This window comes from Candidatus Hydrogenedentota bacterium, from assembly GCA_035416745.1.
GTDB lineage: Bacteria > Hydrogenedentota > Hydrogenedentia > Hydrogenedentales > SLHB01 > UBA2224.
This window is the reverse complement of sequence record DAOLNV010000001.1, coordinates 102,143-127,654: the sequence shown is the minus strand read 5'-3', so window position 1 is coordinate 127,654 and position 25,512 is coordinate 102,143. Positions and strand designations below refer to the sequence as shown.

Below are 25,512 nucleotides of genomic sequence, written 5' to 3'. Positions count from 1 at the left end.
CCACCGCGATAATCTTAGCGCTTTTTCGGAGGGGGCTCAACGGCGCAAAAACAGGGGGCGGCCCCGGGGGGAGGGGCCGCCCTTCGTCAGGGGGGGACTGACGGGTTGGGAGGAAGCCTCTACAGACTGCAGCCTTCCACTATTTCGCTAGGCGCAACGCCACATAGCGTGAATACTGACCATCGGAAACCAGAAGAAGCACGGTTCCTTTCTTGCCCGCCTTCTCCATGGCCTCCTGGAATTGATCGATATTGCTGACCTTCGTGCGGTTCACTTCCTGAATGAGGTTGCCGGACTGCATACCCGCCATCTCCGCGGGACTTCCGGGCTCGACGGCGCTCACCACCACGCCTTGTTCGCCCTCGTAGCCAAGCTCGGCAGCCACGTCGTCCGTAAGATTCTGGACCGTGACCCCGATGTCCTTCTCGATTTTCGCGGGGCCGCCGGGGCCGCCGCCAGGCGCCGCCGCTTCCACGGCCTTTTCGTCCAGCGTGCCGATGGTGACGCTCTTCTCAATGCGCTTGCCGTCGCGGAGCACCACCAACTGAATGTCCGTACCCGGCGCGGTACTGGCTATGCGGCTTCGGAACGAGTTCAGGTCGCCGACGGGCTGGCCGTTGTACTCGACGATAATATCGCCCTGCTTGAGGCCCGCCTTGTCGGCCCCGGTACCTTCCATGACCTGCCCGATGAGGATGCCTTTCCCCTCATCGACACCAAAGCTCTCGGCAAGTTCTTTGGTCAGCGGTTGAATGCCCACACCGAGTTGCCCGCGGGTAACCGTGCCCTTATCGCGAAGCTGGGTCTCGACGTACTTGATCATGTTGACGGGAATGGCGAACCCTATGCCCATCGAGCCGCCCGTCCGGCTGTAGATCGCGGTGTTCATGCCAACCACTTCGCCGTCAAGATTGATCAAAGGACCGCCCGAGTTGCCCGGGTTAATCGCGGCGTCGGTCTGGATGAAATCGGAGTAGAAATCGGCGGAGTCGCCGATGCCCACGTCGCCGCGCCCACGAGCGCTGACGATGCCCGCGGTGACCGTGTGCGAAAGTCCGAAGGGGTTGCCAATCGCCAGTACCCATTCGCCCACTTTAGTCGCGTCGGAATCGCCGAGCCGGAGCGACGGGAGACCACCCGCCTCGACCTTGATCAAAGCCACATCGGTCTTCGGATCGTTGCCCACCATTTTGGCCTCGAATTCACGGCCATCGGAGAGCTTTACGGTGATCTTCGCGCCGTCCACCTCGCCCACAACGTGGTTGTTCGTCACGATGTAACCGTCCGGGTCGATGATGAACCCGCTGCCCTGGCCCATGGGAACTTCCCGAGGCCACTGCCGGCCCTCGGGCGCTTGTCCCTTGCGCTGCGGGAGCTGGCGGCCGAATCCCCTTGGACCAAAAAAGAACTCCAACAGGTCATCGGGGAACATGTTCGGAAAATCCCCCATTTGCATCTGCGGTGATGTGACCTCGCCGGTCACCTGGATAGACACCACCGCCGGAGAGGCGGTTTCCGCAACCTGCGCGAAGGTGTCGCCGAAGTCTTTAAGCGTTTGGATAGCTTCGGATGTGTCGGCGCCGTAAACGGCGTTGCTCGACGGCTCGAACACGAGCAGCGGTACCGCAAAAACTCCCAATACTGCAACCGCAAGTGCCGCGGCCAGCAAAATGCGTTTCGCTTTGTGCCACATAATCTCTTCTCCTTTTCCGTCATGTGTCCTCTTGGACTCGAAAAGGGTACTTTTCGGCTTTGAATACACGTGACCGGACCTTTTTACTTAGCTTGACGCAGGATGCGTGCCAAAGAAGCCAAATAACCATAAGATCATTCTAATCAATGAGTTAGCGAGATCGGGCGAGGCGCTGCAATCCACCAATCTGACTTATACGAGACTCCCGTGCCTCAATTCAGACCACCGCTGTCGACTCTTGAAACACTTTTCGGGGGCAACGCTCCCTGAATGCCCCGACGCATGCGAACGGTTGATATGCGGCGGCAAATACGGCATAGTCGCGGCCAACCTGCAAGGAAACATATCATGCGCAAGATACATGGGTTACTGGCCGCGATAACATTCGGGTTAGCGGCTTCCGTCAGCGGGGCGGTGCCGCTCCTATACACCACCGACCTGCTGCATCCCCACGCCGACCCCGACGACCACTTCGATGTCGCAACGCTTTTCGGAATGCCGGAATTCGACCTGCGCGGAGTGGTTTTCGACCTCGGGCCGATCGGCAAGGACCGGCCGGGGCTCGTCGCGCTGCGGCAAATGATGCATTTGACCGGCAGGGAAGTCCCCTTCGCGACAGGATTGGTCGAATGCCTGGCGTCGCCGGAAGATACGGGCCGAGGCCAGCCCGAACAGGCTCAGCGCGGAGTCGGCCTCATCCTTCGGGCGCTCGCTGAAAGTCCGGAACCCATCACCGTGTTCACGACGGGCAGCCTCCGCGACGTAGCGGCCGCCCTGAACCGCAACGAAGGCTTGTGCCGCGACAAGATCGCCCGGCTCTACGTCAACGCCGGCCATTCGGGCGGCGAGAAGGAATACAACGTTGAGATCGACCCCCACGCCTACGTCCGTGTTCTGAACAGCGGTCTCCCGATATACCTGGTGCCCTGTTTCGGTGTGGATGGCTACGAATCGCTCTGGCAATTCACTCATGCCGAAGCCCTCGATGATGCCGCCCCCGAAATCCAGCGCTTTTTCGCCTATGCCCTCACCAAGGCCGACCCTGCCCAGCAGGACCCCATCAAAGCCCTCGATGAACCCATTCCCGATGACGTGCGCCGCGGCATCTGGCAACAGGAACGGCGCATGTGGTGCACGGGAGCGTTTCTCCACGCCGCGGGCCGTTCCTGCACGACCTGCTCTTTTCGCGAAGCCGGGGTTCAGGTCGAGCCATCGGGACGCACAACCGTCGGCCCGGTGGGCGTGGGGCATCCCATGAAGGTGTTTCACATCGACAAGCCCGGCGAAGAATATCGCGCCGAGATGCTCGCCGCGCTCAAACAGGCTCTTGAGTCATTCAAGAATTGACGGAAAGGCCAGAGGGCCGGGATATGCGCCGGGCGCCGTGCCCCAGCGGCTATGTAAATCCCGTTTTTCCGGGGGCAAGCGCTTATCTCCGCCATTCGATTTGATCGCCCCCCCCGTACCCGGTAAACTTGCGCATCCCGGCCCCAACCCCTGAAATCAAGGAAGACCGATGAGCAAACTGAGTCTCAAGAAACTGGCGAAATACAACGCGTTCCCCGGCCCGGTGGTCCTGGTCATCATGGACGGCGTCGGCATTGGCAAACGCGACGAATCCGATGGCGTGCACATGGCGTATACCCCCGTTCTGGACGAGTTGTTCAAGGAACCGCTCTACATGCAGTTGAAAGCCCACGGTAAAGCGGTCGGACTGCCCACGGATGACGACATGGGCAACTCGGAAGTCGGGCACAATGCCCTGGGCGCGGGCCGCGTCTTCTCGCAGGGCGCGCGCCTGGTCAACGAAGCAATCCAATCGGGCAAAATCTTCGCCGGCGCGGCGTGGCAATCCATAAAAGAGCGTGCGGCCAACGGCGGGACCGTCCATTTCATCGGACTCCTGTCGGACGGCAACGTGCACAGCCACATCAAGCAGTTGTACGCCCTCATCGATCGTTGCGCCCACGACGGCATGCCGCGCGTGCGCGTGCATCCCCTGATGGACGGGCGTGACGTGGGCGAAAAGAGCGCCCTAGACTATGTCGAGCCCCTCGAGGCCAGGCTGGCGGCCCTGAGCAAAGACGGAAAAGACTACCGCATCGGTTCCGGCGGCGGCCGCATGGTCACTACCATGGACCGCTATTTCGCGGACTGGACGGTCGTCGAGCGCGGCTGGAAAGCCCACGTCCTCGGCGAAGGCCGGCAGTTTGCCTCGGCCAGCGAAGCCGTCAAGACATACTATGCGGAAGATCCCGACGTCACCGACCAGTATCTGCCCAGTTTCGTCATCGCCGAGAACGGCAAACCCGCCGGGACTATCCAAGACGGCGACGCGGTGGTGTTCTTCAATTTCCGGGGCGACCGGGCCATCGAGATCTCGATGGCGTTCGAGCAGCAGGATTTCAGCGGCTTCGACCGTCAGCGGGTACCTAACGTGTTCTATGCGGGCATGATGGAGTACGACGGCGATGCCCACATCCCAAGGAATTTCCTGGTGGAGCCGCCCGCCATCGACAAGACCATCGGCCAATACCTGTGCGCGGCGGGGGTCACCTCGTACGCCATCTCCGAAACTCAGAAATACGGGCACGTTACCTATTTCTGGAACGGCAACAATTCGGGCTACATCGACGCGAGATTCGAAAAGTACGACGAGGTCCCCTCCGATAAGGTCCCCTTCGATCAACGGCCCTGGATGAAAGCCGCCGACATCACCGACGCGGTCATCGCGCAGATTCGGAAGGGCGACCGGAAATTCATCCGTCTCAACTTCGCCAACGGCGATATGGTCGGCCACACGGGCGTGCCGATCTCCGTGCGTATCGCGGTGGAATCCGTTGACCTTGGCCTGCGCCGCATCCTCCCCGTGGTGCGGGCGGCCAAGGGCATCCTGATCGTCACCGCGGACCACGGCAATGCCGACTGCATGTGGACCGAAAAGAAGGGCAAACGAGATCCCATGGTGGCGCACACGTTGAATCCCGTGCCGTTCATCATCAAGGATTTCTCGGAAGCCAACACGATCACGATGAGCGGCGTCAAGGACCCCGGGTTGAGCAATGTCGCCGCGACCCTGCTGAACCTGCTGGGCTACGAAAAGCCGGACGACTACGACCCCTCGCTGGTCACCCTGGGCTGACGATCCGCGCGCCGCGGACGCAAGGAGGAAAACCAATGAACCCGTTCAAAGGTCACCACAGGTCGTCCCCACGCATGGCCCGAAGCTTTCTTGCCGCGGCATTGTTGCTGGTCGCGGTGGCCGGACTGGCAACGGCCGCCCAGAAGGCAGTCCCCGCATGGATTGACGAGTTCGCCGCGCGCATTCACGCCGCGTGGGAAAGCGGCAAGCCCATGCCCCAGCTCAGCGCGGCTCATTCCGAAGCCACCCTTGCCGACGGATACGCCGTCCAGAAACAATTCGTGGCACGGTTCGCCAAGACCGACAAGATCGGCGGATTCAAAGCGGCGGTAGTCGGCCGGGAAGGCCAGGCCCAGCTCGGCATTGACAGGCCCCTCATCGGGGTGGTCCCGCGTTCGGGCCTGCTCCGCGCCGACGACAAGGTCGTCGTCGATCTCGCCGCTTACCCCAACCGCCATATCGAGGCCGAGATCGGATACCGGTTCAACGCGCCCATCTCCGAACCCGTGCCGGATATCGAGACCCTGCGGCGGCACATTAAGCACGTCGTAGCCGTGGTCGAACTGCCCGGCGGCGCTACCGAGGAAAAACAGCCCGGAACCGCAGTGGACACTGCGGCATGGAACGGCAACGCCAAAGAGATGATCGTCGGCTCAACCGCGCTCGATCCCGCCACGCTCGACGTCGATGCACTCGCCATCACCCTGACACGCGACGGCCAGACCATCAACTCCGCTACGGGCGCCGACGCCGCCGGCGGGCAGATGCAAACCCTTCTCAAGTCCGTCAACGACATCGTCAGGAACGGATACACCATTCGCCGCGGCCACGTGCTCACCAACGGGGCACTGGGAAAAATCCTCCCCGCCGAACCCGGACACTACCTCGCCGACTTCGGCCAACTGGGGAAAATCGGTTTTGAGGTGAAGGATTGACGTGCTGGGACGAACTCCGAATGACTCCAGTAGCGGGCGATGCCGCACGTGAGGCCATTGAAGGGCGGTCCGTTAATCGAATCCGTTTTGGGGAGACCTGGCGTTCGCAAGAGTGGCGTGGTCCAGGAGACCACGTCACAGCGAGTCGGACAAGATCGGGGCTTTGACCAACCGGAGGGCCGTGGGATGCGAGGGACGTGCTGGTCTTTGGTGTTGCTGGCGGTGTTTGCGCTGGTTCCGGCCCAGAACACCACTGCCAAACTCCAGAACGTCAGTGTCAACGGCACTTGTTTCATGCCAAGCGAAGAACGGATGGCTGAAGCGGCGTTCATTCCATGTGGTAACAGCGAGATGCAGTTCCCCGTCATCCGCTTGGCAACGTCCGAACAAGCGAATTGGTCGAAACGTACCGCCTGTGCCAGGCTGGAAAGCGTGATCATTCCCCCTATGCCGCAGTCCGAGCGCTACGGGGACCTTGCGCGCGTCTTCTTGAGCTTCTATCTGGGGGTGCCCGGTTGGACAGAGCAGAACGTTGGCAGAATCGACCTCACCGTTGCCGTTGACGGGTATCGCGCGTTTCAATGCGAACTCACGAAACCCGGTTGGCATCCCTGGCTTGTTGACGCCGCCCCCTGGGCTGGAAAAGAAGTCTCCGTGGCATTCACCGTCGGCTGGCTCAAAGGCGAGCCCTGCGAAACGCTCATTGCACTGCCCCGCACGGTGGCATGTCACGGCCCCTATTACTTGGGCGTGGGCGGGATTTCCTCCGGCCCGGGCCCTCATGGCATGCCTGTTGCCATCGGAGGCATTTCAGGCGGCGGGATGGACGACGCAGCGAAAGGGAAGGATGCTCTCGCCCTGCTTCGCCTGGATGCGGTCGAGCCGGGCACGGTGCGCCTGACCTCCGCAGGGAACGGTTACGAAGCCGGCCTTATCAAAGGCCTCTACTGGCTTCCCCTCGCGCTGGATTCCGCGAAGCCCGACATCAACATCCAGACACTATCGGGCCTCGTCGAACGCGGACCCATGGACATCGTCCCTGACTTCCTTGCCGGCGACGATGCGCGTCTGCGCCAGCTCACCCGGAATTCCCCGCCATGATTCGGGCCCTGCCGAGCTTTCCTCATGTCGCGGTATGACCTCCGGGGCAAGACCGGGCGCTGTGTTTGGGGCCGGCAGAAGTTTTGTCCGGGTAAAATTGACTTCCTGTTTTACCCGGGCATATACTCCCGCTCGCAAAACTAGAAGGAGCTCTCGGGATGGAGGTACACGCGGTTCAACAGTGTACGGCGTTTGAAGGCAGCCGGTGTATTGCGTCAGGCGCTCTGGCGGATGTCGTTGGGAAGGTGAAAGAGGCCATGGACCGGGATGAGAAAGCGTCCATTCTGATCTTTGACGATTACACCAGTGAGCTTGTGGAAGTGGACTTCCGCGGCAGCGTGGCGGACGTCCTGGCGAAACTGGAGACATCGGCAGCGGAATCAGGGCCGGCCGTCCAAACACCGGAGATGGACCCGGCCGCTCCGCGGGGACCGGGCCGTCCCCGGCTGGGAGTCATCGCCCGGGAAGTGACCTTGTTGCCGCGGCACTGGGACTGGCTGAACAGCCAGCCGGGCGGCGCCTCGGTGACGCTTCGGAAACTTGTCGAGGAAGCGCGGCGCGCCAACATCGAGCGGGACAAAGTGCGTCATGCGCAGGAAACGACGTACCGGTTCATGGCCGCCATGGCCGGCAACCTGCCCGGTTTCGAGGAAGCCGCGAGGTCGCTGTATGCGCGCGATGCGGCCCGCTTCAACGATTTCACTGATTCCTGGCCCGCCGATATCCGCGGCCATGCCCGGAAACTTTCGCTGGCGGTATGGGGGTAGCGCCTGTTCTGCAAGCTTTTGGCGGACCGCCGCCGCGTTGGAACTTCCCTGAGACGAGCCACCCGGAAGTTCACTCCGGCAGGGGCGTCTCAAGATAGCACATCAGACGTTGTCGCAACGTGTCAGCATGAATCTTCACCAGCCGGCCGCTGGGCAACTCCGCGACGTCAATGACGCGCACGATGGGTTCGAGTTCTTCGGCTTCGGGCACCAGACGCGTCAATACGCTCGGGGTGCCCTTGAAGAAGCGCTCGTTCAGGAAATTCCCCTTGTGAGTGGGCAAGAGCGCCATGTAGAGCATGTCCATCTCGACCAGTTCGCTGAAGAAATGCGTGCCAAAGGAGCAATCGGGTACCAAGTCCTCGCGCATGGCCACAATCTCGCACAGGACGGATACGGTGTTGATCTCGGAGAAGTTGACGGGAATGCCCAGCGACGGCGTCGTGGTTCCCCAGCGGCCGGGGCCCAGCAGCATGGTGATGGGCGGGTTGTCGCTCTGTTCGGTGAGATGGTTGAGAAGTCCAATCAGGCGCGCGACCGCATAGCGCTCCTTTACGGGCATCTGGCCGTACAGGGACGGCACGACATAGATGATCCGGTCGATGGCGTCGAGACGGCTGTGGCCGATCACGGGGCCATGGACCTCGAGCAACAGGTCTGCCGGGTCGATCTTGGCGGCCGGGGCCAGTTCCCGTCCGTTGCCCTTTATCTGCAGCGGGCGGCACTGTACCAGGTTGAGCTTGTACGCGTCGTCCGAAATGAAGTTCGCGGTGAACTCGATATCCACGGGTGTTTCGTAGGCCTCCTCCAATATCGAGAGCATCTCGCGCATATGTTCCACAAACGCGGTCTTTTTCAGAAGACCGTCAAACGTGAGCACGTTTGGCGCAACGGCCCGCATGCCCCTTTCGCGGGCCATACGCTCGATGCGCAGGTCGCGCGTCGCGAAGAGGTGTACGGGCACACTCCGCGCCTCTTCGCAGACCTCGCTGAAATCGGTTGTAGTGAGCGTGTTGTTCTCCAGATCAATGGCATCCACTTTGTGTTGCGAGTGCCGGGTAAGGTCTTCCGATTCCGCGCCGGGGCGTCTCTCGGGAGCATTGAGGGCCACCAGCCGCGTGTAATCGTCGTCGGACCGGTCCACGGCCCGGGTGCCGAGCCCGAACACCAGACGCAACATCCCGGCTTTGGGATCGATGTTCGGATCCCACACATACGGGTTGAAGGAATACCCGACGCCGGCAATCTGCGGGAAATGGAACGACCCATGCTGCCCCCCCGACACGCGTTGTATGAGGAGGGCCATTTGTTCGTCGCGATGAATCAGGTTGAACCGTGCGCGGTAGGTAAGCGCCGGTTTGCTCATGGTGCTCGCATACACGGTCTTGACCGCCACCATGAACTTTTCGAGCCGTTCCTCGCGCGAGCCCTGGTTGGCGCAGAACACGCTTTCGTACTTGCCCGCGAAGGAATTGCCGAAATTGTCCTCGAGAAGACTGCTCGAACGCACGATAATCGGGGATTGGCCGAAATAGTCCAGCATATCCTCGAACCGCTTCTCGATGTACGGCGGGAACGTGCCTGCCAGGATCAACTGGCGCGCTTCTTCGGCGCCCTCGAGGTAGTCTTTCGACTTGAGCTGCCGTTTACGAATCTTCCAGCAGCCGTTGCGAACCAGGAAGGTGTAGAAAACGTCTGACGGAATATAGAAAGAATCGTGCACCTCGAGGCGGTCTTTCCAGTGGGGGGCCGCCCGTTCGAGAATGGCCCGGGCAAGCAGCATCCCGACGGATTTCCCGCCGATGAGGCCCGTGCCCAGCAGCCGTTTGCCGATGGCTACCATGTCTTCGAGACTGAAATACTTGGCGGCAAGCTTCAGCACGCGTTCATCGCGCGAGATGGCCATGCGCAGCAGCCGTTCAAACATGGCTTGAACGGCGGCCGGCGATGCAATGCCCGCCCGGACCTGCTCGAGCAATGCCTCGGCCTGCACAAAGGTGCGCGCCCACACTCCCAAATGATACTGCGAGAGGCCCAATGCCGAACGCGGGCTCGACGTCAGGATCTCGGAAATGGTGTGGCTTTCAAACACGGGGCGGACCGTCTCCCCGTCGAGTTCGTGCAAGAGGTACATCGTAGGCGAACTGCGGTCATCGACCTTCAGCGGGTGCACATAGAGTTTGTCGCCTCTGTGATACACCTCAAGGTGAATCTGCGCGGTTTGCGAGATGGGGACGGTCGCAAACGACGAGTGGAACCTGCGCAACAGCGCGAAATAGGCCACCGTATCGAGTTCATACAGATACGGGCACGTGAGCAGGAAGAAGTTGCCCACCATCTGGTCGCAGTACCAGTCCGCTGTGAGGTCCGACAGACTGTCGAAGATATGATACGCCCCTCTTCCTGCAGCCTCGATCACCTGGTGGATGCCGTCGAGAAACGTCTCGAACCCCGCTTGTGGGTCAAGATGCACAACCTCGACCCCCTCGTAGGGCTGAACGAGGGGTTCGTGGCGCGCAAACCGGAAGTATCGAATCCGGCGGCCTTGTTCGAGCGCAGTTTCAACGAAGGGCTTGACCAGCCTCGCGTAGTCGGCGATCGACTCCACCTCCCACACGATATTGTCCCCCGGACGGATGCCGCACAGTACGCGGTCCAGTTCAGGGATGCCGGTGCTGAAGATCCCATCCATGGGGCTCATGGCGACTCCTTGGTTCCCTCCCTGGGAATCGCTGTTTTGCCCCCCTCCGGCGGCCCGTTGTCGCCGGGCGTGCGATTCAATCCGAGGCGGAGCTCGATCTCGCTCTCGCGGCTTCTCCGGAACAACATGTGCGTTTCGCGCGGGAAAAGCTCCTGAAGGCGTCTCCAGATATAGAAAGTCAATGCCTTGCGCGCGGGTCTGGAAAGGTCCTGGAAAAGGACGCCAAGGGTGCAAGCGGCCTGCCCGTCGCAGCACTCCGCCATCGAGCGTACCACTTTCGCGAAAACCTGGCGGGGCAATTCCTCGGGAAGATGCAGCCGAAACGAGATCGTCTCGGCAAGCTCGAAATGCCCGCTCGTGAAGAGCTGCGCGCCTTGGGCGCTCACGTCCACCACGACCGCCGGAAACGAACGCGGTTCGCCCGGGCGCGAAACCCGGGTGCGCGTGTGCAGCGGCACGCGCCACGTGGCCCGCCGGTCAAACCGCTTAACGCTGGCGGAGCGCCGGAGCAGCAATACGTCGTCTCCAGCACGGGGGGCAATAGCGACATGGGTGTGGTAGCAGACAAGACCGTCCAGCGTGGGAATTTCCAGGGTCACGCCCACCCTCTCCGCCGGCAAAGGCCCTTGCGGCAGCGTTACGGCAACGGTGTCCCGGCACACCTCAAGAATGGTCACCGGTTTGCGCTCTTCCCAATAGCGCACGAACGCCGCCTTGCCTTTGGCCAGCGGTGATGTCACGGCTGCTCCCTCGCTGTGTCGACGTATCCCGGGGAGATCGTACCATACCCCCCGCTCCGCCTGCGAGGACAGACTCAACAGCCTCCTTGTCTCAAGCGGCTCAAGCCGGCCTGGCTCGTCCGGCATATCGGACTTGGCCACGAGGTTCGAGTTTTGTAAACCTCAGCGCCCTTCGAAATTGCAGCAATCTCTCACTCGAGGTTGGCGGACACACGCCCGGCGCCATATCGGCCGGACGCCGGCACCCTCTGCCCCTGACCTTCCACGGAGTCCGCAGGAGCAGGAAGGGAGGGCGCCTCAGCGCTCGGCAGAACCGCGCTGAACGGGCCGCCGACTGGCGGCAGCCTGTGCCCTACTCCCTCGGCGGCCTCGGCGGGAACACAAAGCGGGACGGTGCCGGGAATGGTGGGCGCGTTGATGTATATGGCCCGTTCCTGGGTGGTAGCGAAAATGCCGTAGTCGCGGATAACAAAACAGATATCCTGGCCAGCGTCGGACAACGCAAGCAGCGCGTCACGGAGAGGCACGTCCTTCAGAGCGATGCTTACCGGCCGGTCGGCGGCCGTATCGACGACAATGTTCACCGCCACGTATTCGCTGATGAACTGTGCCACCTCGGATAAGGATTCGTCTTGAAATTCCATGCTCACAGGGTTCTCTAACGCGGCGTGAACCGCATTGTCGGGCTCCTCGGAGAGCGGCGGGCGGGGAACGCGGACCCACGGAGCCGCGACAGGCGGTATATTGATCTTAGTACTGGCGCCGCGTTCGGCCGCCATCATCTCGTAAGCGGCATTCGAGCTGGCCAGGGCCGCTTCGAGTTCGGCAAGACGTTCCTGCCCCGCCAGGAGTTCCTGCGACGAGCATATTCCCGCTTCATACTTTGTCTGCAGTTCCTTGAGATTGGTGCGCGCAAGCTCCACGACCTTCCTGTCCCGGTATGATTGAATGGCCTTCTGGGTGGCTTCGAGGCGGGCCTGCCGCAGCCGTGCCTCGGCTTCGCGGAGCTGCGCTTCCGCGATGATGACCTCGGGACTGGTCCGCTGCGCCAACTCCACCAATTCATCGAGATTGTCCGGCAATCTGGAGGCGAGGCCGGCGCCACTCCGTTCCTCAACCTTCACACTCGGGTGAACGACGGGTAGTCCGAGCGGCGGGGCCTCGCGCACGCCCGCGGCCGGTGCTGCGGGCGCGGGGAGAGCGGGCGGCTCAGCCGATGGCGCGCCAGCCGCCGCCGGGCCAGCGGGTACGGATGGAGCGGCCACGGCGGGTGGCGGCCCGGCCGGCTGGCCGGCCGCTCCAAGCGCGAGCAGGGTCAACAAGAATGCGCCCAGCATTGGTTTAAGAATCCGCGTTTTCATGATGCTCCTCCTGCAGGCGCGCCTGCTTCAACGACCGCAACAGCCACGTGTCGTCAAGGTTCGATTGGGTATCGCCAACCGGCGGCTCGATACTCAAGAGCCGCCGGTAACAATGCAATGCCTGTTCCACTTCGCCAAACTCGTTCAGGTAAGTGTCTCCCGCCGTTTTGAGCAGCGCGACCTGCTCTTCCCGGGGCGACCGCGCCAACAACAAGGCAAACTGCTCCGGATCGTTCAACATATCGGACGAAAACACCGGGTGTGCAGGCGCTGTTTCCGGTACGGATTCCTCATGCGCCGTTTCGGATACCGCGGGGACAGGACCTTCGCTTTCCGGCAATCCGCCGAGAATCACGAACGCGGTGGCCAGCCCCGCCGCATAGGCTGCCGCAACAGCGCCCGCGAACAGTGTTCGGCGCCGTCTGGCGCGGGCTCGCAGTTCCGCAGACGTTCGCGCCAGCAGGGCTTCCCGCAACCCCGCGGGCGCCAGCAGCGTACGCCATGCCTCGGGCGAAAGGCCGCCCTCTTCCAGAAGGGGTTCGTCTTCGTCGAAGCGCTCACGTATGCTCATGGTATTGTCCTTTGTCTGAGGCGTTCTCCGCGTCCAGGTCCGCCCAACTTTTCCGGAAAGCCGCACGCGCGCGGGACAGGAGCGATTCAACCGCTTTCACGCTCCGGCCCCAGGATTCCGCGATTGCGGCTACGGGACGCTGTTCCTCATACTTGGCGCGGAGCACGGCCGCGTAATCTTCGGGCAAACCCGCCAATATCCAGGCCACCCGCTCGGCAGCTTCCGAAGGCGCATCCGCCGCCGAATCCCGGTACAAGCGCGGGCCTGCTTCCGCCAGACGCTGCCTCCGCGCCCACCGTCTGCGCTGTCCAAGCAGCACCCGGTCCGCGATGCCTCGAAGCCAGTTGCCAAAACTGCCCCGCGAGGGTTCGAAGGACCGGATCCGCCGCACCGCCGTCATCCAACACTCCTGGACCGCTTCCTGCGCGCGGTCTGGATCGCTGCCCACTCGCGCGTGAACGTGAGCGAACAGGGCATCAAAATGCCTTTCATAGAGCACACGCCACGCGGCCTCGTCTCCAGAGAGCACCGCGGCCCGCAACGCCCGTTCTTCCCACTGGCGGCTTTCCGGCTCCATCCCCCACCTGTTCTGGTTCACTTTTCACCCATTATATTGCCGCGAAACGCCAAGATCCTTCGCGCACCGTCAAACCCGTTGGCAGGATTGAATAAATGCCGTCCCAAACGTGTATCATCTCCCGTATGGGACGATTGCTGTGCACATGTGAATGCGGACACCGCCTTTACCTATCCGACAGTGCGTGGGGGATGGAAAGCGTCTGCGGCAAGTGTGGGCTGAACATCAAGGTTACCCGGGATAATACCCGTCCGCTCGACGACGATGTTTCGCCCGGGCAAACCGTGAAGAAGCCCAGCGTCGAGCAGTGTGCCCGGTGCGGACGCGCCTTTCGCGGCGACTGGGACAAGAAGGCCACCAACCAAGGCGTTCTATGCCACATTTGCGCCAACCAGAGCGAGGAACTCTCGACCACCGAGACCGCCGCGGCGGCCGCAATCACCGTCCCGGGCCCCGCAGCCCCGGACGCGCAGAAGCTCGACGTTATCGACCACGACGCAGACCAGGCGGGCGAAGAGAAACCCTCGTTCACGAAACGGTTCGAAGATTTCCGGGAGACTCGCGCGTTTCGGACGGGGCTGTGGGTCGCCGCCATCAGCGTGATTGTCCTCGCAGTTCTGGCGACCTTCATCGATTCGGCGCCCACGCCCGGCGGCATGGAAGCCCAGACTGAAACCAGGAGCGCGGGCGGCCTCGGCATGTTTGGCCCGCCCAAGGCGTGGTCCGGTTCACAGAAGGCCGGCGTTCGAGTGGTGATGTTCATCCTCGAAGCGGTATTTATGTTTGCACCCACGTTTGCCGCGCTTTTTATCGCCTTGGTCTTCGCCGATCGGCTCCCCGGATACCACTGGCTGACGAGCGCGGTCCACGTCGGATTCGTCTCCCTGGGCGTGGGATTCGTGCTCTACCTGGTTTCGTTTGTCATTGGGACGTTTCTCGGCATTATCGGCACGGCGCTCGCGTACCTCGTCGCGATGTTCTTCATATGGGTCGTTTACGACCCGGGGTTCAGCACCATCCTCACGTTTGCCGGCCTCCGCATGGTTTTCGGCTTCCTTGTGGGACCTCTCCGCCTCCTGGCCTACGGCGCATTGGGACTCCTGCTGCTGGATTAAGCCCGGTGCGCGCAACGCGGGCAGCAAATCACGGGCCCGCTCCTGTAATGCGGCCGTATCCGGCCGGAGCCCGGCCCAAATGTCGCAAAGCGCCCCGCCCGTCTGTCATACTGCCCGGACCCGGGAAAACCAGGCAGCATCCGGGCCCGGCTGGATTTCCCAATACACAGCATGCCTGTTTACAGGAATACAAGGCAGCCGGAACCGTTGACGTGTTGGCGGAAGACAGAGGTTATACTGGCTCTTTTCAAACGCCCATTAAAGACTGGAGGTAGTTGCATGACGAGAACCGCCCTGTTCCCTAAGCCTATCATTGCCATTGGTTTAAGTCTGGCCCTGCTGACAACGGCCGCGCCCGGTTTCACGGCCGAGTCAGACGGTATTCAGTGGGTACACAGTCTGGAGGCGGCCAAAACGCAAGCCAAAGCCGAGAACAAGCTCATCTTCATGGACGTATACGCGGAGTGGTGCGGGCCCTGCAAGATTATGGCGAGAGACACATTTCCCGACCCCACGGTTATCAAGGCACTCGAAAACTACGTTTCCGTCAAGATCGATGCGGACAAAGCGCCTGAGATCACGCGGCAATACCGTATCCTGGGGGTACCCACGTTGTTCGTGCTCACCGCCGACGGGGCCCCCCTTCACCAAGAGTCCGGTTCTCTGCCGCCGGAAGGTATCCTGGCCCTTCTTGAGACCGCCAAGGTCCGCCTGGAGAAGATCACTGCGCTCGAGAAAGAAGTACACATGGCCCCGGACAATGTAAGCAAGGCCGTGGAACTTGCGCGGATGTACACGGATACCGGCAGGGCCGCGGATGCCGTTACGTTGCTCGAGAGTACCCAGCCAAAGATCGAAAGCGTCTCACAGTCCACGAAAGGCGACTTCATGTTCGCGCTGGGCCTGGCATACTTGCTCGACCGCGCATACGACAAAGGCGTGCAGACGCTCGAGCAGTTCGTCGAAGCGCAACCCGCTCATGCCGAGAGCGAGCGCGCCAAGGACCTCATTCCGCGCGGCAAGGTATTCGATGCTATGGCGCGAGTAGACAAGGGTGAATACGACCAGGCCGCGAAGATCCTGACCCAGCTCACGAAAACGTCCACTGAACCGCAGATCACGCGGTTTGCGGAGAACATGCTGGCGCAACTCGAGGTCTTGGGCAAGCCGGCGCCTGATTGGGATGTGACGTGGGTGGGCGAGCAGTCCCCCTCGCCTCAGACTCTGAAAGGCAAGGTTGTTGCGCTCGCCTTTGTCGAGCCCGAAGGCGGCCAGAGCGTCGAAATCGCCCAGAAGCTTCAGGCTCTGAAACAAGAACACGGCGGCGAAGGACTCGAGACCGTGGCCATTGTCTCATCGTTGGACGGCGCCCAGGCGGCGGATGCCGCCAACGTGCGAACGTGGATAGAAGAAAACAGCCTTACCTGCCCCGTGGCGATTGATGGACAGGGGCGCTCGACCTTGGAACGGTACAAAGGCCAACGGACGCCGTGGTTTGTCCTAATAGGTCGTGACGGCGTGGTCCATTACCTTGGCACGTTTGACGAAGGCGAGGTCAGGCGCAAGTTGACAAGTCTTCTCGGAGTGGAGGCCCCGGCATAACGCGCGAACGCCGCGTCAGAGCGGTGCCCACTTTCATCCCGGGCAACGGGACACCCATGCGACGGGTTCCCGTGTGCATATGCCCGTATCGCGCTATCGCATTGCGCGCCAGAGAGTTGACATTACGGGGGCTGTTTCGTTAGAGTTCGCCCCGCTGGGGCGGCATTGTCGGCTTCATGATTACCCATTCATCGATTGCGCATAGAAAGGTGCGTTTATATGGGGTGCCGCCCAAGGGAGTGTACCCATTCGCGCTGTTCAACCAGGTCACCCACCGGGGGGAGATAGAACATATGAGTTCAGCGAAACTGGTGATCGACGAAAAAGAGTTTGAACTCCGTGTAGTTGAAGGCACCGAGGGGGAAAAGGCCCTCGACATCACGTCGCTGCGTTCGGCCACGGGGTACATCACCCTGGATCCCGGCTATGCCAACACGGGCTCGTGCGAAAGCGCCATCACGTTCATTGACGGCGAAAAAGGCATCTTGCGGTACCGCGGCTATCCGATCGAAGAGCTGGCCGGCGGCGCGCGGTTCCCCGAGGTCTGCCACCTCCTTATCTATGGCCATCTTCCCGACCGTCAAGAATTGATCGAGTGGCGCAGACAGCTCACTCTGAACAGCTATGCGCACGAGAGCATGATCAACGTGTTCGACCACTATCCCCCTCATTCACACCCGATGGCCATCCTGTCCGCGATGGTATCGAGTATGTCGGCGTTTTACCCCGAGGCCAATACGCCCGAGACGGTCGACAAAGCAATCATGTATCTGCTGGCAAAGGCAAAGACCCTCGCCGCTTACTCTTACAAGAAGTTCCGCGGCGAGCCCATTATGTATCCGCTGGCCGAATTGAGTTACGCCGCCAACTTCCTGCGCATGATGTTTGGCCATCCCGCGGAGCCGTACGAAGTGTCGCCCGTGATCGAGCGTGCTCTCGACCTCCTGCTGATCCTCCACGCCGACCACGAGCAGAACTGCAGCACCTCGACGGTACGCATGGTCGGCAGCAGCCAGGCAAATCTGTTCGCGTCGGTGTCGGCGGGCATTTCCGCGCTCTGGGGACCCCTGCATGGCGGCGCAAATCAGGCCGTAATCGAAATGCTCGAGCGAATCGTGAATGACGGCGGTGATCATCAGAAGTATATCAAGATGGCCAAAGACAAGAATTCGAGCTTCCGCCTGATGGGATTCGGCCACCGGGTCTACAAAAACCTCGATCCGCGGGCCCGAATCCTCAAGGAGGCCTGCGACGATGTGCTCGACGAATTGGGCGCCACGGACCCGCTGCTGGACGTCGCGAAACATCTCGAAGAAGTCGCGTTGAAAGACGATTTCTTCATCGAGCGCAAACTGTACCCGAACGTCGACTTCTACAGCGGCATCATCTACCGGGCCATCGGCATTCCCACGAATATGTTCACGGTGATGTTCGCGCTGGGGCGGATCCCGGGCTGGATAGCCCAGTGGCGCGAAATGCGCCTCGAGCGAACCGGGCGAATTCACCGCCCCCGCCAAATCTATACGGGTGAAAAAGAACGCAAATGGATTCCCGTGGACGAGCGGTAGGCGTATGATGCCGCCCATGAGGCTCGAAAACCGCCCGTTCCGGCGCCGCCCGGCCGTCGAAGGTATCCGCGGAGGCTGAAATCTGGCCACGTGGAAGGCCACAAAAGCCAGCCGCCGGAGGTTTCGACGCCGACCGGTGAGGGGTGGCCCTGTTCCAACGCTCGTAAGACCGTCAAAAAACACTTGAGGACTTGAGTCCCCCTCATTGCATCGCTTTCGGAACGGTTTTCGTGGTAGGATCGCCGCCCGATCCACCGGAAAGGACGCAGAATGCTCGGATTACGCAGATTGGTGCGCGAGGCGCTTGGGGAAGATGTCGGGCAGGGCGACGTCACCACGAAGTTGACCGTGCCCGCGGACGCGCGGTGCCGGGTACGCTTGACCGCAAAGCAGGACGGCGTCTTGAGCGGCATCGCCGTCTTCCGCTCGGTCTTCGACATGCTCAAAGCGCGTGTGCAGCACTGGGAGGCCGTGGAAGATGGCGCCCGGTTTGTCTCGGGAGACGTGCTGGCCCGCTTCGAGGGAAACACCGCGGCAGTATTGACCGGCGAGCGGGTGGCGCTCAATTTCGTGCAGCGACTCTCGGGGATCGCAACGATCACCCGCCAATACGCCGACGCGGTGGACGGCCTCGATACGCGGATCTGCGACACTCGCAAGACGACGCCCCTGATGCGAAGCCTCGAGAAGCAAGCCGTCATGCACGGCGGCGGCGCCAATCACCGCTTCGGCCTGTTTGACGGCGTTCTGATAAAGGAGAACCACATTGTGGCCGCGGGCGGCGTAGGCAACGCGGTCCACAAGACCATCCGGGGCACCCATCACCTTATGAAAGTGGGCGTTGAGGTCACCAATCTGACAGAGCTGAAAGAGGCCCTCGATGCGGGCGCCGACTCAATACTGCTCGACAACATGAGCCTCGAAATGATGGCCAAGGCCGTCAAACTCGCGAAAAAACGCAACGTCGTGCTCGAGGCCAGCGGAAATGTGACCCTTGCCCGGGTCCGCGCCATTGCCGAGACGGGCGTCCACTACATTTCCGTCGGGGAACTCACACATTCCGCCCCCTCGGTGGACCTGTCGTTGCTCATCGAAAATGCGTAACCCTGCTTCAGAGGATTCTCTCTTCGTGCAGCCGCTGCACACGCGCGTCGTGGGTTCCCGCATTCTCGTATTTGATTCCGTCGATTCCACCAGCACGCGCGCCCTCAACAGCGGCAGCGATGGCACGGTGGTCGTGGCCGAACACCAGACGGAGGGACGCGGACGGCACGGCCGGCCCTGGCACAGCGCGCCCGGCCTCGGGCTGTGGTTCAGCGTGGCGTTCCGAGGCAACGTGGACGGACTCGAGTTCGCCGCCCCTCTCGCGGTGCGCGACGGGCTGCGATGCATTTGCACGCCGCATATCAAGTGGCCCAATGATCTGCTTATTGATAAACGAAAAATTTGTGGTATTTTGGTCGAAAACCGCAGCGGCACGACGGTCGCAGGAATCGGAATCAACGTGCGCCACCGCACCGAAGATTTTCCGCCCGGCGTGCGCGACACGGCTACATCCCTCTTTCTGGCCACCGGCGCGGAGGTGGACCGCGGTGAACTCCTTCGGCGGGTGCTGACCGCTCTGGATGACCGCGTCTGCTCATTGCGGGAAGGCGGGGCCGAGAAGGCCCGCCGGGAATGGGCAACGGCATGTGATATCGAGGGCCGCCGGGTGCGCTACCAAGGTATTGAGGGCTTTGTGACCGCCGTCGACGCCCGCGGCGGGCTAGTCCTCGACACCCCCGCCGGAGTGCGCCGCGTGTTGTTTGGAGAACCCCTCGAGTGGATGGAGGATGAACCATGCTGCTCGTGATGGATGTCGGAAACACGGTCACCGCCATTGGCCTGTACGAAGGACCCGAGCTGCGCGCCCATTGGCGCAGCATCTCGGGCAATTACCAGACCAGCGACGAATTGCGCGTGTTCCTCACCATGTTGCTGCAAGCGGAAGGCCTTGAGCCAGAGGCCGTCAACGGGTGCTGCGTATCAAGCGTGGTACCCTCTTTGAACGCCGCGCTTATGGACCTGTGCGCCGGTCATTTCGGCGCCGAGCTGGTCTTCGTCGAGCCGGGCATCAAGACCGGACTCGTGATTCAGGTCGACAACCCGAAGGAAGTCGGGGCCGACCGCATCGTCAACGCCGTCGGGGCGCTTGAAGAACACAAGGGACCCCTCATCGTTATCGATTTCGGCACGGCGACCACGTTCGACGCGATCACCGCTCAGAGCGAGTACCGGGGCGGCATCATTGTCCCCGGCATCAAGACGGGGGCCGACGCTCTCTTCGAGAAATGCGCGAAACTCCCCAGCGTCGAGATCATCCGCCCGCCCCATGTTATCGGGAAAAACACCATCGACCACATTCGCTCGGGCCTGACCTATGGCTATGCCGATTTGGTCGACGGCCTCATCCTGCGCATGACCGCCGAGATGGGCGACAAGCCCCTCGTTCTGGCCACCGGCGGATTCGCGGAACTGGTGGCCGGCATCGCCACCCGCATTGACTATGTCGACCCCCACCTCACCTTGAAGGGACTCCGGGCCGTGTTTCTGAAAAACCGAAAAGGCGCCGCATGAAGCCGCACCTGCTTATCATCATGGTATGTGCCGCGGGCGCCGCGTTGACGTCTTGCGGCTCGAAACAGCCGCCGCCCCAACCGCCCCAGCCGCCTGTTGCAGCCGCCTCGGATGATGCCGCGCTGCCGCCCGCCGCCAATGCCCAGATGACCGAGTTCTTCTTTTACCGGGCCGCTCCGGGCGGGGTCGAGCCACGGCCGTCCTTCGTGATGCGCACGCCCAGAGTGTCGATCACTATCGAGGGGATGGCCGTCCTCGAACAGGTGGAAGCCGAGATTTACGGCCGCGATAACCTGCTGACCACAATAGGGGCGGAACGCGGCCGCTTTGACCAGGAAACAAAAACCGCTACTATGGAAGGAAACGTGGTTCTTGAGCGCGGAACGATGCGGATCGACATGCAGGACCTGGTCTGGCGCGACGAGGAACGAATGGCAAAGACGGAAAAACCCGTGCATATCACCGACGAAGGAACCCAATTGAGCGCAGACAATCTCGAGTTTCACGCGGACGAAGACGCATTGTTGCTCGACAACCTGACGGGCGACGTGACACTGGCAGGGAGAAGTGAATCATGAAGAAGCGGATGCTGGTATTCGCGCTCGCGATAACCTTGGCGGCCATGGCCCAGGCAGGCGAGATGAAGTTCGACCGTATGAGCATCACCAAAGCGCCAAAGGTCAAGATCGCCGAGGGACGCTGGCATATGCAGGGGGGCGTCGCCCTGACGCTGTTCCCCAGGAACACCGGAGAAAAACCCCTCGACATCAAGGCTAACGAGATCGTATTCGAATGGCAGCCGGGCGAACAGCCCCAGAAAGTCGATCTGACGGGCAACGTAAATGTCGAAGGAGAAATCGGCGCCATCTCCTCGCAAACAGCCGTGCTGGACTTGGCAGCCGATACGCTGGTCTTCACGGACCAGGTAAACATCGATTCCGAACAGTTCCAAGGGGTCTCCGCGTCGAGGTTCACCTATAACCTGGAAGACGGCGGCATCGAAATGGACGACATGACCATGACCAACATGTCGCTCGAAGGCGTGGGGGGAGAAGCAGAACCCGCCGACCCCATGCTCCTCACGGTTGCCGACGTGAAAGATTGGCAGGGAATCATTCCCGCCATCAAAGCACAGGCTGCCGCCGACGCCCCCTCTCCCGGCAAGCGTCTGATCTCCCTGTTGCCGGAAGACGCCCGGGCCCAGTTTAACGCGCTCGCGCCCGACGCCCAGTTGACCCCCGACATGAAAAAAGACTTCGTCGGGCAGCTCAACAAGGCGCTTCAGAGAAAAGACTTCTACGATGCGGCCGCATGGCAAGGCGTGGCGCTGCCCGAACCTGTCCAGGCTCTGGTCAATGCGAAACCGGAATCCGGCCCCGAGCTCATCAAGCTGAACCGCGGCCTGTTCGAAGCGGCCTTCCCGAAGTTCGTCGCTCAGAAGGCCGCCCAGTAGTCCCAGTCACGAGGAACGTTGCGTGTCCGAAACCACCAATCACGTCTTGTTGCGAACCGACGGGCTTGTTAAACAGTTCAAGCGCCGCGTGGTCGTGCGGGATGTCTGCATCGAATTGAATCCCGGCGAAATCGTGGGATTGCTGGGTCCCAACGGCGCCGGAAAGACCACCACCTTCCGTATGATCGTGGGACTCTTGCGGCCCAACGCCGGACGCATCTATTTCCAGGAGCGGGATGTAACCAGGCTCCCTATGTACCGCCGGGCCCGCGAAGGCATGGCCTACCTTCCCCAGGAACCGTCGGTGTTCCGCAAACTCACGGTGCGCCAGAACCTCCTCGCCATCATGGAGTACTTGCCGATGACCTCCGGCGAGCGTAGAGCCCGGGCCGACGCTCTCCTCGACGAAATGGGCATTACCCACGTGGCCGACAACCCAGCCTATACCCTGTCGGGCGGAGAGCGGCGCCGCACGGAGATCTGTCGCGCACTCGTCACCAGCCCCAAAGTCTTCCTGCTCGACGAGCCGTTCGCCGGCATCGACCCCATTGCCGTGGCCGACCTCCAGGAAACCGTCGCCCAGCTCAAGAAGAGCGGGATCGGCGTCCTCATCACCGACCACAACGTCCGTGAAACCCTCGAGATAACCGACCGCGCCTACATCATCAGCGAAGGCAGCATCAGCGTAGCCGGCACGCCCCGCGAAATCGCCGAAAACCCCATCGCCCGCCGCACCTACCTCGGCGAACGGTTCAAGATGGATTTCGACGGCGAAGCGAAATAGAGGAAGCCCTTGTCTCCGGCGGGTCCGGCCGGCCTTTAATGCATTATCAGGCCGCCGTCGATGGTGATGGTGGCGCCGGTAATGTAGGCGGCGGCATCCGAGGCGAGATAACCGACGAGGCCCGCGACTTCCTGAGGCGTACCCGCGCGCCCGAGGGGAATCCGTGCCAACACCGCTTCACGCTGCTCGCCCTGAATCACCGCGGTCATCTCGGTGTCAATGAGTCCCGGCGCAACCGCGTTGACGGTGATGTTGCGCGAGCCGAGTTCGCGGGCCAGCGATTTGGTGAGGCCCAGAAGGCCCGCTTTCGACGCGGCGTAATTGGCCTGGCCGGCCTGCCCGGCGAGTCCGATAACGCTCGAGATGTTGATGATACGCCCCCAGCGCTGTTTCATCATGCCGCGCACCACCGCCCGGCAGCAGCGGAACACCCCGGTCAGGTTCGCATCGATGACCTGCGCCCAGTCGTCGTCTTTCATGCGCATGAGCAGGGTGTCACGAGCGAGACCGGCGTTGTTAACCAGAATCGCCACGGGCCCGATCGCTTGCTCAACCGCCGACACGAGCGCCGCGGGCGCCTCCGGGTCCCCCATATCGGCCTGGAATGCGCGGGTATCGCCCCCGATATCTTCGGCAGCGGCCGTAGCCGTGTCGATAGTGCGTCCGCACAACGCCACCTTGGCGCCCCTGTTCGAAAAATACTCGGCGCATGCCCGGCCAATGCCCCGCGTGCCTCCGGTCACCAGAACAACTTTCCCCTCGAATTCGCTCATTGCGTTCCTTTCAGAGCCTCGGCCGATTCGAGCGTGCCGGCGGGCATGACGGACGGCGCCTTGTCCGTGCGTTTGGCAAGACCCTGCAGTACGCGCCCGGGCCCCACCTCGAGCGCTTCGACAGGACCGATCGCGGCCATGACGTCCGTCCACCGCACCGGCGCGCAGAGCTGCTCGCCCAACAGTTTTCGTATACGCTCCGGCTCGGTCTCCTCATGCCCGCTTACGGACGATACGAACCGGGTCGCCGGCGCGTTCAGGACGGCCCTCTCCAGGATGCCGCGGAAGGCGTCCCGCGCCTCGCACATGTACTTCGAGTGAAACGGGCCGGATACATTCAGGCGCATGATGCGTTTCGCTCCCGCATCTTTCAAGGCGTGTTCGGCCGCCTCCATGGCTGCTGCGGTTCCTGAGATGATGGTCTGTCCGGGGCCGTTATAATTGGCCACCTGCGCGCCCTCGGGCAGGAGGGATTCGATGGCGCCCGCATCGAGACCCAGCACCGCCGCCATGGCCCCGTCGGGCACATTCTCCGACATCACCCGCGCGCGCTCCCGCACCAGCCGGAAAGCCTCTTCGAAAGACAGCGCGTCCGCCGCAACCAGCGCCGAATACTCGCCCAGACTGTGGCCGGCGCACAGAGAAGGCGTTATGCCATGAGCTTTCAGATGGGCGGCGATGGCCGCTTCGGCCGTCAACAACGCCGGCTGCGCCATGCGCGTATCGGCCAGCTCCGCGTCGGTGCCGCGAAACACTGTGTCGAGCCAGCCTTCTCCCATCATCGCCGCCGCCCGGTCAAAAACGGCCCGGGCACTCTCGCTCGACTCATAGAAATCGGCGCCCATGCCGGGCATTTGACTTCCCTGACCAGGAAAAAGAAAGGCGGTCATGGGTTCGACTCCTGTGCATGCAGATGGGCTTCGGTATTGCGCAGGATCTCGATCCCGTTGCGGATATGCTCGTTGATGCGCGCGCGCACGGCCCGCCGCGCTCCCAGCAATGAGTTCTTCACCCCCTGCGACGAACACGAACCGTGCAGAATGATAACGACGCCTTTCACCCCCAACAGAGGCGCTCCCGAATAGTTGTTGGGGTCGGTTTCACGCCTGAGACGCCGGTACGCCCCCATGCTGAAGAGCACCCCAATCTTGCTCAGCCACGTGGACATCAGTTCGCGGTAAAGCCGGTTCTTGATCAGGGCAGCCGTGGCTTCCGTGGTTTTCAGCACCACGTTGCCCACGAATCCGTCGCACACGACCACGTCGGCATCACCGTTGTAGATGGCCCTGGGCTCGATGTTGCCGATGAAGTTGATATGTCCCGAGGCGCTCAGATTCCGGTGGACGGCTTTCGCCAAGTCATTGCCCTTGACGTGTTCCTCGCCGATGTTGAGCAGGCCCACGCGGGGATTCTTGCGGCGCAGCACGTGCTCCATGTAAAGCATGCCCATTTCGGCGAAATCGCAAAGCTGGCGCGCCGTACAATCAACATTGGCGCCCAGGTCAATCAGAAGAACGGGCTTCTTGATGGTGGGAACCGTTTGGCAGATGGCGGAACGCGTGACCCCCCGGATGGGACCCAGGATCGTCCGGGCGGCCACCATTACCGCTCCCGTGTTTCCCGCGCTCACGCACGCGTCGGCCTCGCCGTTCTTCACCAGACGCAACGCGACAAGCAGCGACGAATCCTTCTTCTGGCGCACAGCCATCACCGGCTGATCATCCATCCGGATGGTCTGCGACGCATGTACAATGTTTACCCGCCCGCGACGCTTGTAGGGAGCGAGCGCCTCCTCGAGTCGACCCCGGTCGCCCACAAGCACGTATTCCGTATCGTCCTGAAGACTGGCATCGACAGCCCCCCGCACTTCAGGACCCGGAGCGTGGTCGGAACCCATGGCATCGAGAGCGATTCGCATGCAATATCCCTGTTGCCCTGCCGCAATAGATACATGGCGCCTGCGCAAACCGGCGCCCGGCGCGAAGGCCCGGGCGTCGCTCATGTGCAGACACC

The 25,512-nt window shown here is 61.9% G+C and carries 23 protein-coding genes; 14 read left to right on the top strand and 9 right to left on the bottom strand.

Annotation, left to right across the window (positions count from 1 at the left end):
• Positions 1 to 139: 139 nt before the first annotated feature.
• Positions 140 to 1,693 carry a DegQ family serine endoprotease gene (locus PLJ71_00535; protein ID HQM47137.1) on the bottom strand — a complete coding sequence of 518 codons (1,554 nt, stop codon included), beginning with the start codon at positions 1,691 to 1,693 and terminating at the stop codon, positions 140 to 142.
• 348 nt (positions 1,694 to 2,041) lie between these two features.
• Here PLJ71_00535 and PLJ71_00530 point away from each other — a divergent pair, with 348 nt between their 5' ends.
• The 5 genes from PLJ71_00530 to PLJ71_00510 all read left to right on the top strand — a co-directional run bounded on the left by PLJ71_00530 (position 2,042) and on the right by PLJ71_00510 (position 7,638).
• Positions 2,042 to 3,040, top strand: coding sequence for a nucleoside hydrolase (locus tag PLJ71_00530; protein HQM47136.1), 999 nt, complete (start codon positions 2,042 to 2,044; stop codon positions 3,038 to 3,040).
• A gap of 169 nt (positions 3,041 to 3,209) precedes the next feature.
• Positions 3,210 to 4,835, top strand: coding sequence for a 2,3-bisphosphoglycerate-independent phosphoglycerate mutase (gene gpmI, locus PLJ71_00525; protein ID HQM47135.1), 1,626 nt, complete (start codon positions 3,210 to 3,212; stop codon positions 4,833 to 4,835).
• Positions 4,836 to 4,870: 35 nt separating this feature from the next.
• Positions 4,871 to 5,770 carry a hypothetical protein gene (locus PLJ71_00520; GenBank protein ID HQM47134.1) on the top strand — a complete coding sequence of 300 codons (900 nt, stop codon included), beginning with the start codon at positions 4,871 to 4,873 and terminating at the stop codon, positions 5,768 to 5,770.
• Positions 5,771 to 5,956: 186 nt separating this feature from the next.
• Positions 5,957 to 6,871 carry a hypothetical protein gene (locus PLJ71_00515; GenBank protein HQM47133.1) on the top strand — a complete coding sequence of 305 codons (915 nt, stop codon included), beginning with the start codon at positions 5,957 to 5,959 and terminating at the stop codon, positions 6,869 to 6,871.
• A gap of 158 nt (positions 6,872 to 7,029) precedes the next feature.
• Positions 7,030 to 7,638 (top strand): DUF2239 family protein, encoded by a 609-nt coding sequence (locus PLJ71_00510; GenBank protein HQM47132.1) that lies wholly within the window; start codon positions 7,030 to 7,032, stop codon positions 7,636 to 7,638.
• Between the two features lie 70 nt (positions 7,639 to 7,708).
• Here the strand turns inward: PLJ71_00510 and PLJ71_00505 are convergent, their stop codons facing one another.
• The 5 genes from PLJ71_00505 to PLJ71_00485 form a co-directional block, all read right to left on the bottom strand.
• Positions 7,709 to 10,339 carry a PEP/pyruvate-binding domain-containing protein gene (locus tag PLJ71_00505; GenBank protein HQM47131.1) on the bottom strand — a complete coding sequence of 877 codons (2,631 nt, stop codon included), beginning with the start codon at positions 10,337 to 10,339 and terminating at the stop codon, positions 7,709 to 7,711.
• Positions 10,336 to 11,079: a PilZ domain-containing protein gene (locus PLJ71_00500; GenBank protein HQM47130.1), complete on the bottom strand. Its 744-nt coding sequence runs from the start codon at positions 11,077 to 11,079 to the stop codon at positions 10,336 to 10,338. The genes PLJ71_00505 and PLJ71_00500 overlap by 4 nt, the downstream gene beginning before the upstream one ends.
• 191 nt (positions 11,080 to 11,270) lie before the next feature.
• Positions 11,271 to 12,440 carry a hypothetical protein gene (locus PLJ71_00495; GenBank protein ID HQM47129.1) on the bottom strand — a complete coding sequence of 390 codons (1,170 nt, stop codon included), beginning with the start codon at positions 12,438 to 12,440 and terminating at the stop codon, positions 11,271 to 11,273.
• Complete coding sequence (locus PLJ71_00490; GenBank protein HQM47128.1) at positions 12,421 to 13,011, bottom strand: hypothetical protein; 591 nt, start codon at positions 13,009 to 13,011, stop codon at positions 12,421 to 12,423. Before PLJ71_00490 ends, PLJ71_00495 begins: the two co-directional genes overlap by 20 nt.
• The gene (locus PLJ71_00485; protein ID HQM47127.1) at positions 12,998 to 13,609 is read right to left on the bottom strand and encodes an RNA polymerase sigma factor; all 612 of its coding nucleotides are present in this window, start codon (positions 13,607 to 13,609) and stop codon (positions 12,998 to 13,000) included. Before PLJ71_00485 ends, PLJ71_00490 begins: the two co-directional genes overlap by 14 nt.
• Before the next feature lie 170 nt (positions 13,610 to 13,779).
• On the opposite strand from PLJ71_00485, the gene PLJ71_00480 reads away from it, so the two are divergent.
• The 9 genes from PLJ71_00480 (at position 13,780) to lptB (ending at position 22,726) form a co-directional block, all read left to right on the top strand.
• Positions 13,780 to 14,703 carry a hypothetical protein gene (locus tag PLJ71_00480; GenBank protein ID HQM47126.1) on the top strand — a complete coding sequence of 308 codons (924 nt, stop codon included), beginning with the start codon at positions 13,780 to 13,782 and terminating at the stop codon, positions 14,701 to 14,703.
• A gap of 279 nt (positions 14,704 to 14,982) precedes the next feature.
• The gene (locus tag PLJ71_00475; GenBank protein ID HQM47125.1) at positions 14,983 to 16,305 is read left to right on the top strand and encodes a DUF255 domain-containing protein; all 1,323 of its coding nucleotides are present in this window, start codon (positions 14,983 to 14,985) and stop codon (positions 16,303 to 16,305) included.
• A 293-nt stretch (positions 16,306 to 16,598) separates the two neighbouring features.
• Positions 16,599 to 17,873, top strand: coding sequence for a citrate synthase (locus PLJ71_00470; GenBank protein ID HQM47124.1), 1,275 nt, complete (start codon positions 16,599 to 16,601; stop codon positions 17,871 to 17,873).
• Positions 17,874 to 18,143: 270 nt separating this feature from the next.
• Positions 18,144 to 18,977: a carboxylating nicotinate-nucleotide diphosphorylase gene (nadC, locus tag PLJ71_00465; protein ID HQM47123.1), complete on the top strand. Its 834-nt coding sequence runs from the start codon at positions 18,144 to 18,146 to the stop codon at positions 18,975 to 18,977.
• Between the two features lie 25 nt (positions 18,978 to 19,002).
• Positions 19,003 to 19,725, top strand: a complete 723-nt coding sequence (locus PLJ71_00460) for a biotin--[acetyl-CoA-carboxylase] ligase (protein ID HQM47122.1) — start codon at positions 19,003 to 19,005, stop codon at positions 19,723 to 19,725.
• Positions 19,713 to 20,489 (top strand): type III pantothenate kinase, encoded by a 777-nt coding sequence (locus PLJ71_00455; GenBank protein HQM47121.1) that lies wholly within the window; start codon positions 19,713 to 19,715, stop codon positions 20,487 to 20,489. The genes PLJ71_00460 and PLJ71_00455 overlap by 13 nt, the downstream gene beginning before the upstream one ends.
• Positions 20,486 to 21,067 (top strand): LPS export ABC transporter periplasmic protein LptC, encoded by a 582-nt coding sequence (gene lptC / locus PLJ71_00450; protein HQM47120.1) that lies wholly within the window; start codon positions 20,486 to 20,488, stop codon positions 21,065 to 21,067. The genes PLJ71_00455 and lptC overlap by 4 nt, the downstream gene beginning before the upstream one ends.
• On the top strand, positions 21,064 to 21,942 hold the full coding sequence (locus tag PLJ71_00445; protein HQM47119.1) for a hypothetical protein: 879 nt from the start codon (positions 21,064 to 21,066) through the stop codon (positions 21,940 to 21,942). The genes lptC and PLJ71_00445 overlap by 4 nt, the downstream gene beginning before the upstream one ends.
• A gap of 22 nt (positions 21,943 to 21,964) precedes the next feature.
• Positions 21,965 to 22,726 carry an LPS export ABC transporter ATP-binding protein gene (gene lptB / locus PLJ71_00440; GenBank protein HQM47118.1) on the top strand — a complete coding sequence of 254 codons (762 nt, stop codon included), beginning with the start codon at positions 21,965 to 21,967 and terminating at the stop codon, positions 22,724 to 22,726.
• Between the two features lie 35 nt (positions 22,727 to 22,761).
• Here lptB and fabG read toward each other — a convergent pair whose 3' ends face one another.
• The 3 genes from fabG to plsX are packed head-to-tail and all read right to left on the bottom strand — an operon-like array spanning position 22,762 to position 25,417.
• Positions 22,762 to 23,499 carry a 3-oxoacyl-[acyl-carrier-protein] reductase gene (gene fabG / locus PLJ71_00435; GenBank protein ID HQM47117.1) on the bottom strand — a complete coding sequence of 246 codons (738 nt, stop codon included), beginning with the start codon at positions 23,497 to 23,499 and terminating at the stop codon, positions 22,762 to 22,764.
• Positions 23,496 to 24,389 (bottom strand): ACP S-malonyltransferase, encoded by an 894-nt coding sequence (gene fabD, locus PLJ71_00430; protein ID HQM47116.1) that lies wholly within the window; start codon positions 24,387 to 24,389, stop codon positions 23,496 to 23,498. Before fabD ends, fabG begins: the two co-directional genes overlap by 4 nt.
• Positions 24,386 to 25,417 carry a phosphate acyltransferase PlsX gene (gene plsX / locus PLJ71_00425; protein HQM47115.1) on the bottom strand — a complete coding sequence of 344 codons (1,032 nt, stop codon included), beginning with the start codon at positions 25,415 to 25,417 and terminating at the stop codon, positions 24,386 to 24,388. Before plsX ends, fabD begins: the two co-directional genes overlap by 4 nt.
• Positions 25,418 to 25,512 lie beyond the last annotated feature (95 nt).

Coding starts and splice junctions, on each gene's coding strand:
- nadC (HQM47123.1), top strand. CDS start 18,144: ATGCTCGGATTACGCAGATTGGTGCGCGAGGCGCTTGGGGAAGATGTC.
- PLJ71_00490 (HQM47128.1), bottom strand. CDS start 13,011: ATGAGCATACGTGAGCGCTTCGACGAAGACGAACCCCTTCTGGAAGAG.
- gpmI (HQM47135.1), top strand. CDS start 3,210: ATGAGCAAACTGAGTCTCAAGAAACTGGCGAAATACAACGCGTTCCCC.
- PLJ71_00495 (HQM47129.1), bottom strand. CDS start 12,440: ATGAAAACGCGGATTCTTAAACCAATGCTGGGCGCATTCTTGTTGACC.
- PLJ71_00470 (HQM47124.1), top strand. CDS start 16,599: ATGAGTTCAGCGAAACTGGTGATCGACGAAAAAGAGTTTGAACTCCGT.
- PLJ71_00445 (HQM47119.1), top strand. CDS start 21,064: ATGAAGAAGCGGATGCTGGTATTCGCGCTCGCGATAACCTTGGCGGCC.
- PLJ71_00455 (HQM47121.1), top strand. CDS start 19,713: ATGCTGCTCGTGATGGATGTCGGAAACACGGTCACCGCCATTGGCCTG.
- lptC (HQM47120.1), top strand. CDS start 20,486: ATGAAGCCGCACCTGCTTATCATCATGGTATGTGCCGCGGGCGCCGCG.
- PLJ71_00480 (HQM47126.1), top strand. CDS start 13,780: ATGGAAAGCGTCTGCGGCAAGTGTGGGCTGAACATCAAGGTTACCCGG.
- PLJ71_00510 (HQM47132.1), top strand. CDS start 7,030: ATGGAGGTACACGCGGTTCAACAGTGTACGGCGTTTGAAGGCAGCCGG.
- PLJ71_00505 (HQM47131.1), bottom strand. CDS start 10,339: ATGAGCCCCATGGATGGGATCTTCAGCACCGGCATCCCTGAACTGGAC.
- plsX (HQM47115.1), bottom strand. CDS start 25,417: ATGCGAATCGCTCTCGATGCCATGGGTTCCGACCACGCTCCGGGTCCT.
- PLJ71_00520 (HQM47134.1), top strand. CDS start 4,871: ATGAACCCGTTCAAAGGTCACCACAGGTCGTCCCCACGCATGGCCCGA.
- fabD (HQM47116.1), bottom strand. CDS start 24,389: ATGACCGCCTTTCTTTTTCCTGGTCAGGGAAGTCAAATGCCCGGCATG.
- PLJ71_00530 (HQM47136.1), top strand. CDS start 2,042: ATGCGCAAGATACATGGGTTACTGGCCGCGATAACATTCGGGTTAGCG.
- fabG (HQM47117.1), bottom strand. CDS start 23,499: ATGAGCGAATTCGAGGGGAAAGTTGTTCTGGTGACCGGAGGCACGCGG.
- PLJ71_00515 (HQM47133.1), top strand. CDS start 5,957: ATGCGAGGGACGTGCTGGTCTTTGGTGTTGCTGGCGGTGTTTGCGCTG.
- PLJ71_00475 (HQM47125.1), top strand. CDS start 14,983: ATGACGAGAACCGCCCTGTTCCCTAAGCCTATCATTGCCATTGGTTTA.
- PLJ71_00535 (HQM47137.1), bottom strand. CDS start 1,693: ATGTGGCACAAAGCGAAACGCATTTTGCTGGCCGCGGCACTTGCGGTT.